14 protein-coding genes are annotated in these 14,833 nt (G+C 64.1%); 6 read left to right on the top strand and 8 right to left on the bottom strand.

Translation table 11 applies throughout. The features are described from left to right. Positions 1-8: 8 nt before the first annotated feature. Positions 9-632 carry an RNA-binding protein gene (locus tag ACR3EL_RS16370; protein WP_170342420.1) on the top strand — a complete coding sequence of 208 codons (624 nt, stop codon included), beginning with the start codon at positions 9-11 and terminating at the stop codon, positions 630-632. 8 nt (positions 633-640) lie between these two features. After that, the gene (gene infB, locus ACR3EL_RS16365) at positions 641-3,127 is read left to right on the top strand and encodes a translation initiation factor IF-2 (RefSeq protein ID WP_170342418.1); all 2,487 of its coding nucleotides are present in this window, start codon (positions 641-643) and stop codon (positions 3,125-3,127) included. A gap of 52 nt (positions 3,128-3,179) precedes the next feature. Here infB and ACR3EL_RS16360 read toward each other — a convergent pair whose 3' ends face one another. From ACR3EL_RS16360 to ACR3EL_RS16335, 6 genes are all read right to left on the bottom strand, one after another. Continuing rightward, positions 3,180-4,007: an alpha/beta hydrolase gene (locus tag ACR3EL_RS16360; protein WP_480722340.1), complete on the bottom strand. Its 828-nt coding sequence runs from the start codon at positions 4,005-4,007 to the stop codon at positions 3,180-3,182. 3 nt (positions 4,008-4,010) lie between these two features. Beyond that, positions 4,011-4,898, bottom strand: a complete 888-nt coding sequence (locus ACR3EL_RS16355; RefSeq protein ID WP_170359924.1) for a tryptophan 2,3-dioxygenase — start codon at positions 4,896-4,898, stop codon at positions 4,011-4,013. A 64-nt stretch (positions 4,899-4,962) separates the two neighbouring features. Continuing rightward, positions 4,963-5,991 (bottom strand): L-threonine 3-dehydrogenase, encoded by a 1,029-nt coding sequence (gene tdh / locus ACR3EL_RS16350; protein WP_480722465.1) that lies wholly within the window; start codon positions 5,989-5,991, stop codon positions 4,963-4,965. A 20-nt stretch (positions 5,992-6,011) separates the two neighbouring features. Then, on the bottom strand, positions 6,012-6,962 hold the full coding sequence (locus ACR3EL_RS16345; RefSeq protein WP_170342413.1) for a PLP-dependent cysteine synthase family protein: 951 nt from the start codon (positions 6,960-6,962) through the stop codon (positions 6,012-6,014). Beyond that, positions 6,962-8,146 (bottom strand): glycine C-acetyltransferase, encoded by a 1,185-nt coding sequence (locus ACR3EL_RS16340; protein ID WP_170342411.1) that lies wholly within the window; start codon positions 8,144-8,146, stop codon positions 6,962-6,964. The genes ACR3EL_RS16345 and ACR3EL_RS16340 overlap by 1 nt, the downstream gene beginning before the upstream one ends. A 117-nt stretch (positions 8,147-8,263) precedes the next feature. After that, positions 8,264-8,830, bottom strand: coding sequence for a helix-turn-helix domain-containing protein (locus ACR3EL_RS16335; RefSeq protein WP_170342409.1), 567 nt, complete (start codon positions 8,828-8,830; stop codon positions 8,264-8,266). Between the two features lie 117 nt (positions 8,831-8,947). On the opposite strand from ACR3EL_RS16335, the gene ACR3EL_RS16330 reads away from it, so the two are divergent. Further along, positions 8,948-10,123: an acetyl-CoA C-acyltransferase family protein gene (locus ACR3EL_RS16330; RefSeq protein ID WP_480722334.1), complete on the top strand. Its 1,176-nt coding sequence runs from the start codon at positions 8,948-8,950 to the stop codon at positions 10,121-10,123. 95 nt (positions 10,124-10,218) lie between these two features. On the opposite strand, the gene ubiB is transcribed toward ACR3EL_RS16330, so the two are convergent. Then, positions 10,219-11,748 carry a 2-polyprenylphenol 6-hydroxylase gene (gene ubiB / locus ACR3EL_RS16325; protein WP_170342406.1) on the bottom strand — a complete coding sequence of 510 codons (1,530 nt, stop codon included), beginning with the start codon at positions 11,746-11,748 and terminating at the stop codon, positions 10,219-10,221. Between the two features lie 3 nt (positions 11,749-11,751). Then, on the bottom strand, positions 11,752-12,504 hold the full coding sequence (gene ubiE / locus ACR3EL_RS16320; RefSeq protein ID WP_093963615.1) for a bifunctional demethylmenaquinone methyltransferase/2-methoxy-6-polyprenyl-1,4-benzoquinol methylase UbiE: 753 nt from the start codon (positions 12,502-12,504) through the stop codon (positions 11,752-11,754). An 86-nt stretch (positions 12,505-12,590) separates the two neighbouring features. On the opposite strand from ubiE, the gene mutM reads away from it, so the two are divergent. From mutM to rpsT, 3 genes are all read left to right on the top strand, one after another. Continuing rightward, positions 12,591-13,442 carry a bifunctional DNA-formamidopyrimidine glycosylase/DNA-(apurinic or apyrimidinic site) lyase gene (gene mutM, locus ACR3EL_RS16315; protein WP_480722330.1) on the top strand — a complete coding sequence of 284 codons (852 nt, stop codon included), beginning with the start codon at positions 12,591-12,593 and terminating at the stop codon, positions 13,440-13,442. Between the two features lie 66 nt (positions 13,443-13,508). Then, positions 13,509-14,285 (top strand): enoyl-CoA hydratase, encoded by a 777-nt coding sequence (locus ACR3EL_RS16310; protein WP_480722328.1) that lies wholly within the window; start codon positions 13,509-13,511, stop codon positions 14,283-14,285. Between the two features lie 230 nt (positions 14,286-14,515). Continuing rightward, positions 14,516-14,779: a 30S ribosomal protein S20 gene (gene rpsT, locus ACR3EL_RS16305; protein WP_093963612.1), complete on the top strand. Its 264-nt coding sequence runs from the start codon at positions 14,516-14,518 to the stop codon at positions 14,777-14,779. Positions 14,780-14,833: the final 54 nt, after the last annotated feature.

The following is a 14,833-nucleotide window of genomic DNA, read 5'->3' as shown; positions in this document are numbered from 1 at the left end:
TGGCACACATGGGTCGCGGTGGCGTCCAAAAGGAACGGTCCGAAGGGCCAGAGCGGAAATGCATCGCCACGGGCGAGGTGCAGCCTCGGTACGGGCTGATCCGCTTTGTAACCGGCCCGGATGGGCAGGTTTTCCCGGATGTCGCGTCCAAGTTGCCGGGTCGGGGCGTTTATGTCTCGGCGGATCGCAAGGCGCTGGACACGGCCATCGGCAAGAAGCTGTTTGCACGCGGGTTCAAGGCGCAGGTGACTGTACCGCAGAACCTTGTCGACGAGGTGGAGCGTCAATTGTCGCGCCGCGTGATCGAGTTGATCAGTCTGGCGCGAAAATCCGGCGATGCGGTCGCCGGGTATGAAAAGGTCAAGTCCTGGCTTGATCGCGAAGAGGCCTGGGTTCTGATTCAGGCGGTCGATGGTTCCGGGCGCGGCAAGTCCAAGCTGAGCACGCCGCATTTCGGGAAATTCATCGGCTGGCTGACCGCAGACGAGCTTGGGGCGGCATTTGGGCGCCAAACGGTGATTCATGCGGCGCTCGCCTCTGGCGGACTCGCCAAACGTGTTGTAGAGGAAGCGCAGCGCCTGCGTGGCTTGCGCGATATGGATGACGGCGGCAAGGGCCGCGCGGAAGGGTAAGAAGCTTTATGAGCGATAGTGACGGCAAAAAGACATTGGGCCTTCGTGGCGGGGCACGCCCCGGGAATGTGAAACAGAGTTTCAGCCACGGACGTACCAAGAATGTCGTGGTGGAAACCAAACGCAAGCGCGTGGTGGTTCCCAAGCCGGGAGCGTCCAAGCCCAGCGGTGGCGCTGCGCCGTCGGGTGATCCTTCGCGCCGGCCAGCCGGGATTTCCGATGCCGAGATGAATCGGCGCCTGAAGGCATTGCAGGCGGCCAAGGCCCGTGAGGCCGAGGAAGCCGAACGCCGCGAGGCCGAGGAAAAGGCGCGCGCCGAAGAGCGTGAACGCCGCCGCGCCGAACAGGAAGCCAAGGAGCGCGAACAGCGCGAGGCCGAGGAAAAAGCCCGGCAGAAAGCCGAGGAAGAAGAGCGCAAGCAGAAAGAGGCCGAAGAAGCCGCTCAGCGCGCCGCAGCAGAAGCCGCGGCTGCGAAAGAGGCACCCAAGGCCAAGGCCCCCGCGGCCAGCAAGCCTGCGCCAGCGGAAACGCCGCGCAAGACCGACCGCGAGCGCGAACAGCGCCAGACCCGCGGCAAGGGCCGCGACGACGGCCGTCGCTCGGGCAAGCTGACGCTGAACCAGGCTCTGCGTGGTGGGGAAGGTGGCCGTCAGCGGTCCATGGCCGCGATGAAACGCAAGCAGGAGCGTGCGCGGCAGAAAGCCATGGGCGGTTCGGTCGAGCGTGAAAAGGTGATCCGCGAGGTTCAGCTGCCCGAGGCGATCGTCGTTTCGGAACTGGCCAATCGTATGGCCGAACGCGTCGCCGACGTCGTCAAGTCGCTGATGAACATGGGTATGATGGTCACGCAGAACCAGACCATCGACGCCGACACTGCCGAACTGATCATCGAAGAATTCGGCCACAAGGTCGTGCGGGTTTCGGACGCGGATGTCGAGGATGTAATCTCGGATGTCGAAGACAAGGATGAAGACCTGCAGCCCCGTCCGCCGGTCATTACCATCATGGGTCATGTCGACCACGGGAAGACCTCGCTGTTGGACGCGATCCGCGACGCGAAAGTCGTTGCGGGCGAGGCCGGTGGCATTACCCAGCATATCGGCGCCTATCAGGTGCAGACCAATGACGGCACCACGCTGACCTTCTTGGACACGCCGGGCCACGCGGCCTTTACCTCGATGCGCTCGCGCGGTGCTCAGGTAACGGATATCGTGGTGCTGGTGGTTGCGGCGGATGACGCGGTGATGCCGCAGACGGTCGAGGCAATCAACCACGCCAAGGCCGCCGGTGTTCCGATGATCGTGGCGATCAACAAGATCGACAAGCCCGATGCGAACCCGGACAAGGTGCGCACCGACCTGCTGCAGCACGAGATCGTCGTCGAAAAGATGTCGGGCGAGGTTCAGGATGTCGAAGTTTCGGCCATCACGGGACAGGGTCTGGACGATCTACTGGAAGCCATCGCGCTGCAGGCCGAGATTCTGGAGCTGAAGGCCAACCCGAACCGCGCCGCGCAAGGTGCTGTGATCGAGGCGCAGCTGGATGTGGGCCGCGGCCCGGTCGCGACCGTGCTGGTCGAGAAGGGCACGCTGCGCCAGGGCGACATCTTCGTCGTGGGCGAGCAGTACGGCAAGGTCCGCGCGCTGATCAACGACAAGGGCGAGCGCGTTCAGGAGGCCGGTCCTTCGGTTCCGGTCGAGGTCTTGGGTCTCAACGGTACGCCCGAGGCCGGTGACGTTCTGAACGTGACCGAGACCGAGGCGCAGGCCCGCGAGATCGCCGAGTACCGCGCGCAGGTCGCCAAGGACAAGCGCGCCGCCGCCGGTGCCGCGACCACGCTGGAACAGCTGATGCAGAAGGCCAAGGAAGACGAGAACGTGGCCGAGCTGCCCATTCTGGTCAAGGCCGACGTGCAGGGCTCGGCCGAGGCGATCGTGCAGGCGATGGAGAAGATCGGCAACGACGAGGTGCGCGTGCGCGTGCTGCACTCGGGCGTCGGCGCCATCACCGAAACCGATATCGGCCTGGCCGAAGCGTCGGGTGCTCCGGTCTTTGGCTTCAACGTGCGGGCCAACGCATCGGCGCGCAACACCGCCAACCAGAAGGGCGTCGAGATCCGCTACTACTCGGTGATCTACGACCTGGTGGATGACGTCAAAGCCGCTGCCTCGGGCCTGCTGAGCGCCGAGATCCGCGAAAAGTTCATCGGCTATGCCGAGATCAAGGAAGTGTTCAAGGTCACCGGCGTCGGCAAGGTTGCCGGCTGTCTGGTCACCGAGGGCGTTGCCCGCCGTTCGGCCGGCGTACGCCTGCTGCGCGACAACGTGGTGATCCACGAAGGCACGCTGAAGACGCTGAAACGCTTCAAGGACGAAGTGGCCGAGGTTCAGTCGGGTCAGGAATGCGGTATGGCGTTCGAGAACTACGACGATATCCGCCCCGGCGACGTGATCGAGATCTTCGAGCGCGAGGAAGTCACGCGCACGCTGGATTGATCCGGTCGAAATTGAAAGAAACGGCGGTCCTTTGGGGCCGCCGTTTTCGTTTTCAGGGGTGGTCGTTCAGAAACGTCCCGTCCTTGAGGATGATGTCGAAATGGTGCGTGCCCGGCTGCAGATCAAAGCTGACGGCATGCCCGGCCTTGCGCAACGCTTCGGCATAGTCGCGGCTCTGGCGGATGAACTCGCCGGTGTCCCGCTCGCCCACCGTGACCCGATAGCGCGGCCCGGGCGCGGGCAGGTTCAGGGTGGGGGACAGGTCGTGCAGCTCGACCGGGGTCAGCTGCAGGGGATCGTTGACCGGGGTCAGACTGATCGGTTCCAGGTCGTAGACGCCGCTGATCAGGATGACTTCGCGCACCCGCAGGCCGATCCGGGCGAATTGGTCGGCCGAGGTCGCCATGACCATCGCCGCCAGATGCGCGCCGGCGCTGTGCCCGGACAGGGTGACATGCGAGGCGTCGAACCCCAGCGACTTGGCCCGGGTAGCCAGCCACATCAGCGCGGTCCGGCATTCATCGACCATCTGGCCCAGCCGCGCGTCGGGGGCGAGCGTGTAGTTCACCGTCGCAAAGGCCTGCCCGCCTTGGACCAGCGCGGGCGCCATCATCGCCGAGTCGCGCTGGCTGAGCGCCTGCCAATAGCCGCCGTGGATAAACACATGCAGCGGTGCGCCGGGCGCGCGGGCGGGAAAGAAATCCAGCACCTGTGCGGGAGTGTCGCCATAGCCGAGGGTCTCTTGCACCGTCAGTTGCGCCCGCGCCTGCGCGCTGAGCGCTGAATAGGCCGCCAGATAGGGCGCAAGGTCGCCGCCGATCATCGAACTGGGCGCGTATTCGCGCTCCAGCTCGGCTTGGGTAAATCCGCGATACAGCATGGCTCAGCCCTGTCCGCCGTACATCAGGTCGGTGCGCACGTCATAAAGGTCGTGGAAGAATCGCAGCTCCAGCGCCTTGCGCAGAAAAGCCACGCCGCTGGAGCCGCCAGTGCCTGGCTGCATGCCGATCACACGTTCCACGGCGGTCGCATGGTCGAACCGCCACCGCTGGAACAGCGATTCCACATCCATCAGCTTTTCTCCCAGCGCATACAGGTCCCAGTACCGGCCCGTGTTCCGGTAGATCTCGGCCCAGATCTTCACGATGCGCGGATCGCCGGAATAGGTCTTTGAATAGTCCCGGTCCAGCAGGTCCTGCGGCACGTCGAACCCCTGCCGCGCCAGCATGTGCAATACCTCGTCATACAGCGACGGTTTGACCAGAGCGGCGGTCAGCATCTCCATCACTTCGGGGTCGTGCTCATGCACCTTCAGCGTGGCGGTGTCCTTGTTGCCCAGGATGAACTCGATCTGGCGATAGCCGTAGCTCTGGAAGCCGGATGAATTGCCCAGCGCCTTGCGGAAGGTCATATAGTCGGCGGGCGTCATGGTCAGCAGGGTTTCCCACGCGGCGATCAACTGGCGCTGGATCGCCTTGATCCGGTCCAGGTTCTTCATCGCGGGGCCGAACTCATCCTGCTGCAGAAACCGGCGCACCTCGACCAGCTGATGGTGCATCAGTTTCAGCCAAAGCTCGCTGACCTGATGGATGATGATGAACAGCATCTCATCGGGTTGGGCCGGGTCCTGAAAGGTTTTCTGCAAGTTCAGCAGGGTCTTGAGTTGCAGGAAATCGCCATAGCTTTTGCGGTGCGTGTCCGCGAAATCGGTTACCAGCGTGTCTTCGATTCCCCGTTCCAGCGGGCGGTCGCCCTTGGCTTTGTCGGCCATTTCATTTCCTCCCCGGCATGTGTGCGCACCTGTCTAGAAGGTGCGTTTGCAACTATCCAGAGGGTCAGGCCCAGTCCAGCACCACCTTGCCCGATTTTCCCGACTTCATGGCGGCAAAGCCCTGCGCAAAGTCATCGGCGGCAAAGCGATGGGTGATGACCCGGCTGACATCCAGCCCGTTCTGCAGCATCGCGATCATCTTGTACCAGGTCTCGAACATCTCGCGGCCGTAGACGCCCTTGATGGTGATCGCCTTGAACACGATGCGGCTCCAGTCGACGGGTGATTTTCCGGGCGGAATGCCCAGCAGGGCGATCTTGCCGCCCATCACCAGCGCCTCGACCATCTGGTCCAGCGCCGCCTGCGAGCCCGACATTTCCAGCCCCACGTCGAAACCCTGGCTCATGCCCAGGTCGGAAATCACCGATTGCAGCTCTTCCTCGGCCACGTTCACCGCCCGGACCGAAGGCACGACATGCTGAGCCAGCGCCAGCCGGTCGGGGTTGATGTCGGTGATCACCACATGCCGGGCGCCGGCGTGGCGGGCCACCGCGGCGGCCATGATCCCGATCGGGCCGGCGCCGGTGATCAACACGTCCTCGCCCAGCAGGTCGAAGCTCAGCGCGGTGTGCACGGCATTGCCCAGCGGGTCGAGAATCGCGCCGATTTCGTCGGGGATGTCGTCGGGCAGGGGCACCACGTTGAAGGCCGGCAGCTTGAGATATTGGGCAAAAGCGCCCTGTTCGTTCACCCCGATCCCGCGGGTGCCCGGGTCCAGGTGGAACTTGCCCGCGCGGCTTTGGCGGCTGTCGGTGCCGATCAGGTGACCCTCGCCCGAGCACCGCTGGCCGATCTTGAACCCGGTCACATTGCGGCCCAGCTCGACGATCTCGCCGGCGAATTCGTGACCGGTGATCATGGGGACGGGCACCGTGTGCGACGCCCATTCATCCCAGTTCCAGATATGGATGTCGGTTCCGCAGATCCCGGTCTTCTTCACGCGGATCAAAACCTCGTCGGGGCCGATTTCGGGGACCGGGGCCTGTACCATCCAAAGCCCTTCCTCGGGCCTGGACTTTTCCAGCGCTTTCATGGTGTTGGGTCGCATCCGGATCACTCCCACAAATCGGTCGACAGGTATTTCAAGCCGCTGTCACACATCACGATCGCGATGCAGCCACCCCGTTCGGGGCCACGCAGCAGGTCGATGGCGGCAGCCAGGTTCGCCCCGGCGGAAAAGCCCGCAAAGATGCCTTCGGTGCGGGCCAATAGGCGGGCGGCGTCGCGCGCTGATGCGCCGGTGACGGACAGATGACCGGCCAATTGCACTCCGTTCAGATGCGTCAGATCCGACATAGCATAACCGCCGCCCTGGATGGGATGATCGGTCGCACGGACGGGTTCACCGGCCAAGGCACGAGCGCCGTCGGGTTCGACCGCATAGCACCGCACCCCAAGGGGTGACAGGTAGTCAGAGACCCCGGAAAGTGTGCCGCCAGAGCCGGCAAAATCACAAAAGGCCGTCACGGCACCTGCTGATTGGGCCCAGATTTCCGGGCCTGTCCCAGCGGCATGAGCCTTGGGGTTGCCCGCGTGGCCGAACTGATCGGCGCGGAAAGCGTTGCGCTCGGCGGTGATGCGGCGGGCGGCGTCATCCACCAACGCCAGGTCGGCGCCCGAGACTTCGCCCGGTTTGCCCCCTTCGGCCTGGGGGACGATCACCACCTCGGCGCCTAAGGCGCGCATCATGCGGGCGCGTTCGACCGAGTTCCCTGCGCTCATGACCGCCACAAACGGGTGCCCCAGAATGCCGCAGACAATCGCCAGGCCGGTGCCCATGTTGCCTGAGGTCAGCTCGACCACGGTCTGCCCCGGGATCAGGCTGCCATCGGCGCGGGCCTGTTCGATGATGGAACGGGCGGCCCGATCCTTTTTCGAGAAGCCCGGCAGCAAATAGTCCAGCTTTGCCAGAATACGGCCGTCCAGATCCAGTGTTTGGCAAACCCGGGACAGCTCGACCAGGGGCGTATCGCCGATCGCGTCGATGACCGAGTTCAGAACCATCAGATGACCCCCAACGCCTTGCCGACCTTGCCGAAGGCGGCCAGCGCGCGGTCCAGCTCGTCGCGGGTCAGCGCCGCGTTCATCTGGGTGCGGATGCGGGCCTGGCCCCGCGGGACCACCGGGAAGAAGAAGCCCGAGACATAGACGCCTTCGTCGAACAGGCGGGCGGCCATGTCCTGCGCCAGCTGCGCCTCGCCCAGCATCACGGGAATGATCGGATGTTCACCTGGAAGCAGGTCGAACCCCAGCTTTTCCAGCCCGGCGCGCCAGTATTTGGCATTGCCGAACAATTGCTTGCGCAGCATGTCGCCGTCTTCGACCAGGCGGATCGCCTCGAGCCCGGCTGCGACGATGGAGGGCGGCAGCGAATTCGAGAACAGATAGGGCCGCGCCCGCTGCCGCAGCAGGTCGATCACTGGCTGCGGCCCGGCGATGTAACCGCCGATTGCCCCTCCAAGTGCCTTGCCCAATGTCCCGGTCAGAATGTCCACGTCCACGCCGAAATGATCCGGCGTGCCCGCGCCGCGCGGCCCCATGAAGCCGGTGGCGTGGCAGTCATCGACCATCACGACCGCGTGGTATTTGTCGGCCAGTTCGCGGATCCTGGGCAGGTTGGCCAGGTAGCCATCCATCGAGAACACGCCGTCGGTCGCGATCATGATGTGCCGTGCCCCGTCCTCGCGCGCCTGTTTCAGCCAGGCTTCGAGGTCGTTCATGTCATTGTTCATGTAGCGATAGCGTTTGGCCTTGCACAGCCGCACCCCGTCGATGATCGAGGCATGGTTCAGACTGTCCGAGATGATGGCATCCTCGGGGCCCAGCAGGGGTTCGAACAGCCCGCCATTGGCGTCGAAACAGGCCGCGAACAGAATCGAATCGTCCTTGCCCAGAAACTTGGCCAGCCGCTGCTCCAGCTCGCGGTGGATGTCCTGCGTGCCGCAGATGAACCGGACCGAGGCCATGCCGAACCCCTTGGGCTCCATCGCGTTCTTCGCGGCCTCGATCAGCGCCGGGTGGTCGGCCAGACCCAGGTAATTGTTGGCGCACAGGTTGATGACCTGACGTCCGCCCACCGTGATCTCGCCGCCCTGGGGCGAGGTGATCATTCGTTCCGTCTTGTACAGGCCTTCCGCCTTGATCAGCGAGAGGGTGTCCGAAACGTGGGACAGGAATGCATCAGCCATGGCGATCTCCTTCTTCTGAGTCGCGTATCTAACATAACGGACGCGCGTCCCAAATAGGAGATTTTCAGTATGGCGGAAAAAAATCCGTGAAGGCGGAAATCGGCCGATGTGCGCGGATCAGGCGTTCTTGACGATCAGGAACACGCGGGCGGGTCCGTCCGGCGCCGCGATGGCGTGGGCCACGTCGGCCGCATACCGGGCCGTGTCGCCCTGGCACAGTTCCATCGTCGCGGCGCCCGAGGTGACGCGGACGGTCCCTTCCAGCACGGTCAGCTGTTCGAGCGCGCCGCGGGCGTGGGGCTGGCTGTTCAGCGCGCCACCCGCGTCGAACCGGATATCATAGACCTCGTGCCCGCCGGCCTCCTCGGGTGGCGAGAGGATGCGGATCCGGCAGGACTGGCCCATATTGTCGATGCTGGGCACTTCGGCGCTGCGCAGCACTTCGATCTGGTCGGTGGTCTCCGACTCCTCCAGAAGACCGGCGAAATCGACCTGCAGCGCACGGGTCAGGTTCCACAGGGTCGAGATCGTGGGGCTGCTTTCGCCGCGTTCGATCTGGCTGACCATCGACCGGGAGACGCCGCTGAGATTGGCCACCGCTTCCAGTGACAGGCCCTTGGCGCGCCGGGCCTCTTTCAGGCGGGCGGGCAGGCGTGTCAGGATATCGTCTGAATTTTCCGTCATGGCGGAATTTCTTGCGCGTCCGGGCGCGAATTGTCAATTCCGCCGATGACGGAACGTCCCGCGCGACAGGCCCATGCTGCGAGTGCATACTGCGCGCAAATCCAAGAGGAGAGAGACATGACCGACATCGTGATTCTGGATGGTGCCCGCACCGCAATCGGTACGTTCGGAGGGTCGCTGGCCGCGACCGCGCCGATCGATCTGGCCACCGTCGTGACTAAGGCCGCGCTTGAGAAATCCGGCGTCGCAGGCGACCAGATCGGGCATGTGGTGTTCGGGCATGTTATCAACACCGAGCCGCGCGACATGTACCTGTCGCGCGTTGCAGCGATGCAGGCGGGCATTCCGAACGGCACCCCGGCGATGAACGTCAACCGGCTGTGCGGGTCGGGTGCGCAGGCCATCGTGTCAGCGGCGCAGTCGCTGATGCTGGGGGATGCCGAGTTTGCCGTGGCCGGCGGCGCCGAGAACATGTCGCGCAGCCCTTATATCGTTCCGCAGGCGCGTTGGGGTGCCAAGATGGGCGACATCAAGTCTCTGGACATGATGCTGGGCGCGCTGAACTGCCCCTTTGGTACCGGGCACATGGGCGTCACCGCCGAGAACGTGGCCGATGAGCACCAGATCACGCGCGAGGAGATGGACGCGTTTGCGCTGACCAGCCAGCAACGGGCCGCGGCCGCGATCGAGGCGGGCTATTTCGACAGCCAGATCGCGCCGGTGCAGGTCAAGGTCAAGCGCGACATGGTCGATTTCAAGGTCGACGAGCATCCCAAGGCCACCACGGCCGAGGCCCTGGCCGGGCTGCGGCCGGTGTTCCAGAAGGATGGGCGTGTGACCGCCGGCAACGCCTCGGGCATCAATGACGGCGCGGCGGCAATGGTTCTGGCCACGGCGGGTGCCGCCGAGAAAGCCGGCCTGACGCCCAAGGCGCGCATCCTGGGTTATGCCCATGCTGGTGTTCGTCCTGAGGTAATGGGAATCGGCCCGGTTCCGGCCGTGCGCAACCTGTTGGAACGGACCGGCTTGTCGGCGGGCGATTTCGACGTGATCGAAAGCAACGAGGCTTTTGCCGCCCAGGCGCTGGCGGTGAACAAGGAACTGGGGCTGGATCCGGCAAAGGTGAACCCGAATGGCGGGGCCATCGCCCTGGGTCATCCGGTGGGGGCCACCGGGGCGATCATCACGCTGAAGACTCTGTACGAGTTGGAGCGCATCGGCGGGTCGAAAGGGCTGATCACCATGTGCATCGGTGGTGGGCAGGGGATTGCCATCGCCATCGAGCGGCTCTGACCCCGGGCTGGGCAGGGGGGGCTGTCCGCCCCCCATCGCGCCAAAGCGCGATTCCCCCCGAGGATATTTTCTGCCAGATGAAGCGTGGGCGCCTTTCAGCCCAGGCCCGAAAGGATCAGGACGGCCACTGCCCCGGCGGCGGCCCCGATTGCGGCGGGAATGGCCTTGGGCCAGAAATCTGAGCCGGATGGATCATCCTTGCGGGTCTGGGCGATCAGGGCATTTTCGACCAGATCAGGCAGGCGGGGCCCGAACCGCGCAAGAACCAGCGCTGTTTTTCCAAAATCACGCAGGGCGGCGCGGGGGCCGATGGACTGCTTGATATAGTCTTCGACCACGGGGCGGGCGACCTCCCAGATGTTCATATGCGGGTCGAGCGAGCGGGCGACGCCTTCGACCACCACCATCGTGCGTTGCAGCAGGATCAGTTCGGTGCGGGTCTCCATGCCGAAGCGTTCGGTCACCTCGAACAGGTAGTTCAGCAGGCGGCCCATCGAGATATGGGTGGCATCCATGCCGAAGATCGGCTCGCCCACCGCGCGCAGGGCGCGGGCGAATTCATCGACGTCCTGGTCAGCCGGGACGTAGCCAGCCTCGAAATGCACCTCGGCCACGCGCTTGTAGTCACGGCGGATGAAGCCGAAGAGAATCTCGGCATAGACGCGGCGGGTGTATTCGTCGATATGGCCCATGATGCCGAAGTCATAGGCGATGATGTCGCCGTTCGCGGCGACCTTGAGGTTGCCCTGGTGCATGTCGGCGTGGAAGAAGCCGTCGCGCAGGGCGTGCAGCAGGAACAGGCGCAGCACCCGCTCGGCCAGATCGCGGCGGTCGTGATTGGCCGCGTCCAGCGCGGCGTTGTCGCCCAAGGGGATGCCGTCTGCCCAGCTGAGCGTCATGACCCGGCGCGCGGACAGGGACCAGACCACGGGCGGCAGCCAGAAGCCTTCGTCATTCTGCGTGTTGGCGGCAAATTCCGAGGCTGCCGAACTTTCGAGCCTGAGATCCAGTTCGCCGCGGACGACGCCGTCGAAATGCTCGATCACTTCCATCGGGCGCAGTCGGCGCGCACCGGGGGCGAAAAGCTGGACGATCCGGGCGGCGAAATAGAACGCATCCACATCCTTGCGGAACGCGCGTTCGATGCCGGGGCGCAGGACCTTGACGGCCACATCCTCGCCGGTGCTGGCCAATTTCGCCTTGTGGACCTGCGCGATCGAGGCGGCCGCGATCGGTTCGCTGAATTCCGAGAACATCTCATCCAGAGGTTGGCCCAGCTCCTTTTCCACCTCGGCCATGGCCACGTCGCGTGGGAAGGGGGGCAGCTTGTCCTGCAAGACCCGGAGCTGTTCTGCCAGCTCTTCGCCCACGACATCGGGGCGCGTGGACAGGACCTGACCGAACTTGATGTAGGCCGGGCCCAGGGCGGTCAGCGCCCGGGTCGCCGGCGGCATGGACGGGTCGCCCTTGTAGCCCAGCCATTGGAACGGTTTGCCTAAGGTGTGGGCAAGGATCCGCAACGCGCGCGGGGCCTCGAACGCGTCCAGCACCACGTTCATGGCGCCGGTGCGCTCCAGCGTGGCGCCCGTGCGGATCAGGCGGATGATGTTGTGGGGGCCGCGCATGCGTCAGATCTTCCAGCCGGAATGCAGGGCGGCGATGCCCATGCTGAGGTTGCGGTATTTCGCGTTCTCGAACCCGGCGGCGCGCACCATGCCCAGAAAGGTATCCTGATCGGGGAAATTGCGGATCGATTCGACCAGGTATTGATAGCTGTCATAGTCGTTTGCGATCAGCTTGCCCATTCGTGGTATCACGTTGAAGCTGTAGAGGTCATAGAGCTTTTGCAGCCCGTCATTGGGCAGTTGGCTGAACTCCAGCACCATCAGCCGCCCGCCGGGTTTGAGCACACGGTAGGCCTCGTTCAGGGCCTCTTGCGGGCGGGTCACGTTCCGGATGCCGAAGGAGATGGTGTAGACGTCGAACGTGTTGTCCTCGAACGGCAGGGCCATCGCGTCGCCCACCACCCAGTCCAGGCTGTCGGCCATCTGCGCGGCCTCGGCGCGCTTGCGGCCCTCGATCAGCATCGGCTCGGTCAGATCCAGAACGGTGGCATGGCCGTGGCCCGCCCGCTTGAGGAAGCGGAACGAGATGTCGCCCGTACCGCCCGCCACGTCCAGCAGGCGCTGGCCGGGGCGTGGCGCCAGCCAGTCCATCATCGCGTCTTTCCAGACCCGGTGGATGCCCATCGACATCACGTCGTTCATCACGTCGTATTTCGACGCGACCGAGTTGAATACGCCCTGCACACGCCCGGCCTTTTCGGCCTCGGGGACGGTTTCGAAACCGAAATGAGTGGTCTTGTCGCTGTTGTCGGACATAAGCCTTGCCGTTCGTCGAATTTCGTCTCTGTTATAGGGCCTGGAAACCGGGGCACAATGCGGCCCTTTGGAATAGGAGCCGTCTAATGCCCGAATTGCCCGAGGTCGAGACAGTAAGACGCGGCCTTGCCCCGGCGATGGAAGGCGTGGTGGTCGAAAGGGCGGACGTGAACCGCCCCGATCTGCGCTGGCCCTTTCCCGAGCGGATGGCCGAACGGTTGACCGGTCAGCGGGTCGAACGTCTGCGGCGACGGTCGAAATACATCCTTGCCGATCTGAGCGGCGGCGAGACCCTGTTGATTCATCTGGGCATGTCGGGCCGCATGACTGTGTCGGGCGATCCGCTGGGCCAGTTCGTGCATTGTCACCCGATGCCGCAGAAGCATGACCACGTGGTGTTCCACATGGCCAACGGCGCGCGCATCACTTTCAATGACCCGCGCCGGTTCGGGGCGATGGACCTGCTGCCCACGGCAACCGCCGAGCAGCACAAGCTGCTGGCCGTTCTGGGGCCGGAGCCGTTGGGTAACGATTTCAACGAGACCTATCTGATCGACGCCTTCCGCGGCCGGGCCACACCGGTCAAGACGGCGCTGCTGGATCAGAGAATCGTTGCCGGGCTGGGCAACATCTATGTCTGCGAGGCGCTCTACCGCGCCAGAGTGTCGCCACGTCGCAAGGCGGGTCAGATCTCGGCCGGGCGTGTCGGAGCCCTGGTTCCGGTGATCCGGACGGTGCTGACCGAGGCCATCGAGGCCGGTGGATCCTCGCTGCGTGATTTCCGGCAAGCTGATGGAGAGCTTGGATATTTTCAGCACAGTTTCGACGTCTACGGGCGCGAGGGCCAGCCCTGCCGGACCGAGGGCTGCGGGGCCGAGATCCGCAGAATCACCCAGTCGGGACGCTCAACCTTCTATTGCGCGCAATGCCAAAGATAGCTTGATCCGAGTTTTCCGCGTGGTAAGGAATTGGACCTGAACGGAACAACCGAAAGCTCAGACCTCATGGCTTTTGAGACGATCATCGTCGAAATCGAAGACCACGTCGCCCTAATCAAGCTCGACAGACCCGATGCGTTGAACGCGCTGAACACTCAGCTTCTGGGTGAGCTGTGCGAGGCGCTCGAGGACGCGGACACCAATGACAAGGTGCGCTGCATCGTCATCACCGGATCGGAGAAGGCATTCGCCGCGGGCGCGGACATCAAGGAGATGTCCGAGATGAGCTTTGTCGATGTCTACACCACCAACCTGTTCGCCGACGCCAACGACCGGATCACCGCGATCCGCAAGCCGATCATCGCGGCGGTGGCGGGATATGCGCTGGGCGGCGGGTGCGAACTGGCCATGATGTGCGATTTCATCATCGCCGCAGACACCGCCAAATTCGGCCAGCCGGAAATCAATCTGGGCGTCATCGCCGGGATGGGCGGCAGCCAGCGCCTGACGCGGTTCGTGGGCAAGTCCAAGGCGATGGACATGAACCTGACCGGCCGTTTCATGGATGCCGAAGAGGCCGAGCGCGCGGGCCTCGTGTCGCGCGTGGTGCCGGCCAAGAAGCTGATCGAAGAGGCGACCGGCGCAGCCCAGAAGATTGCCGAGAAATCGCTGCTGACCGCAATGGCCGCGAAAGAGGCGGTCAACCGCAGCTACGAGGTTCCGCTGAGCGAGGGCATGCTGTTCGAGCGGCGCGTGTTCCACTCGATGTTCGCGACCGAAGACCAGAAGGAAGGCATGGCCGCATTCCTTGAAAAGCGCGCGGCCCAGTTCCGCGACAAATAACCGGCGCCGACAAGACTGCAGGATCAGGCGGGCGTTGCCTGCCTTTTTTCATGGCGGGCAACAAGGCCAAGAATCGGCTTGGCAAAGTCTGAAAACTTGGCTATTGACCGCCACCATACATGCGCGTGCGGCCCGCTTGGCCCGATTCACACTCGTGATTTCTGATCCGGTGCGGGTAATTCCGTGACGTGCAACCCTAGACAAACGTACCGAACAAAGGTCAGAGACACATGGCAAACTCGCCCCAGGCAAAGAAACGCGCTCGTCAGAACGAGAAGCGTTATGCAATCAACAAAGCACGTCGTTCGCGCATCCGCACCTTCCTGCGCAAGGTCGAAGAAGCTATCGCATCCGGCGACAAGGACGCGGCAACCGCCGCTCTGCGCGCGGCCCAGCCCGAGCTGATGCGCGGCGTCACCAAAGGCGTGTTCCACAAGAACACCGCAGCCCGCAAGATGTCGCGCCTGTCGGCGCGCGTCAAAGCGCTGGGTTGACCTAGCGTCAACATTTGCTGGTTCATTCTGGTTTCGAAGGCGTCGCCCCGTGCG

Source organism: Ruegeria sp. BJ3 (assembly GCF_056535665.1).
The sequence above is the reverse complement of the archived record's forward strand: the minus strand, read 5'-3'. Positions and strand labels throughout refer to the sequence as shown.

What these genes read in the sequence shown, in the direction of transcription:
- ubiB (WP_170342406.1), bottom strand. Translation starts at nt 11,748, where the DNA reads ATGCGCGGCCCCCACAACATCATCCGCCTGATCCGCACGGGCGCCACG.
- ACR3EL_RS16310 (WP_480722328.1), top strand. Translation starts at nt 13,509, where the DNA reads ATGGCTTTTGAGACGATCATCGTCGAAATCGAAGACCACGTCGCCCTA.
- ACR3EL_RS16360 (WP_480722340.1), bottom strand. Translation starts at nt 4,007, where the DNA reads ATGCTGTATCGCGGATTTACCCAAGCCGAGCTGGAGCGCGAATACGCG.
- rpsT (WP_093963612.1), top strand. Translation starts at nt 14,516, where the DNA reads ATGGCAAACTCGCCCCAGGCAAAGAAACGCGCTCGTCAGAACGAGAAG.
- ACR3EL_RS16330 (WP_480722334.1), top strand. Translation starts at nt 8,948, where the DNA reads ATGACCGACATCGTGATTCTGGATGGTGCCCGCACCGCAATCGGTACG.
- ubiE (WP_093963615.1), bottom strand. Translation starts at nt 12,504, where the DNA reads ATGTCCGACAACAGCGACAAGACCACTCATTTCGGTTTCGAAACCGTC.
- tdh (WP_480722465.1), bottom strand. Translation starts at nt 5,991, where the DNA reads ATGAAAGCGCTGGAAAAGTCCAGGCCCGAGGAAGGGCTTTGGATGGTA.
- ACR3EL_RS16355 (WP_170359924.1), bottom strand. Translation starts at nt 4,898, where the DNA reads ATGGCCGACAAAGCCAAGGGCGACCGCCCGCTGGAACGGGGAATCGAA.
- mutM (WP_480722330.1), top strand. Translation starts at nt 12,591, where the DNA reads ATGCCCGAATTGCCCGAGGTCGAGACAGTAAGACGCGGCCTTGCCCCG.
- infB (WP_170342418.1), top strand. Translation starts at nt 641, where the DNA reads ATGAGCGATAGTGACGGCAAAAAGACATTGGGCCTTCGTGGCGGGGCA.
- ACR3EL_RS16345 (WP_170342413.1), bottom strand. Translation starts at nt 6,962, where the DNA reads ATGGTTCTGAACTCGGTCATCGACGCGATCGGCGATACGCCCCTGGTC.
- ACR3EL_RS16340 (WP_170342411.1), bottom strand. Translation starts at nt 8,146, where the DNA reads ATGGCTGATGCATTCCTGTCCCACGTTTCGGACACCCTCTCGCTGATC.
- ACR3EL_RS16370 (WP_170342420.1), top strand. Translation starts at nt 9, where the DNA reads ATGGGTCGCGGTGGCGTCCAAAAGGAACGGTCCGAAGGGCCAGAGCGG.
- ACR3EL_RS16335 (WP_170342409.1), bottom strand. Translation starts at nt 8,830, where the DNA reads ATGACGGAAAATTCAGACGATATCCTGACACGCCTGCCCGCCCGCCTG.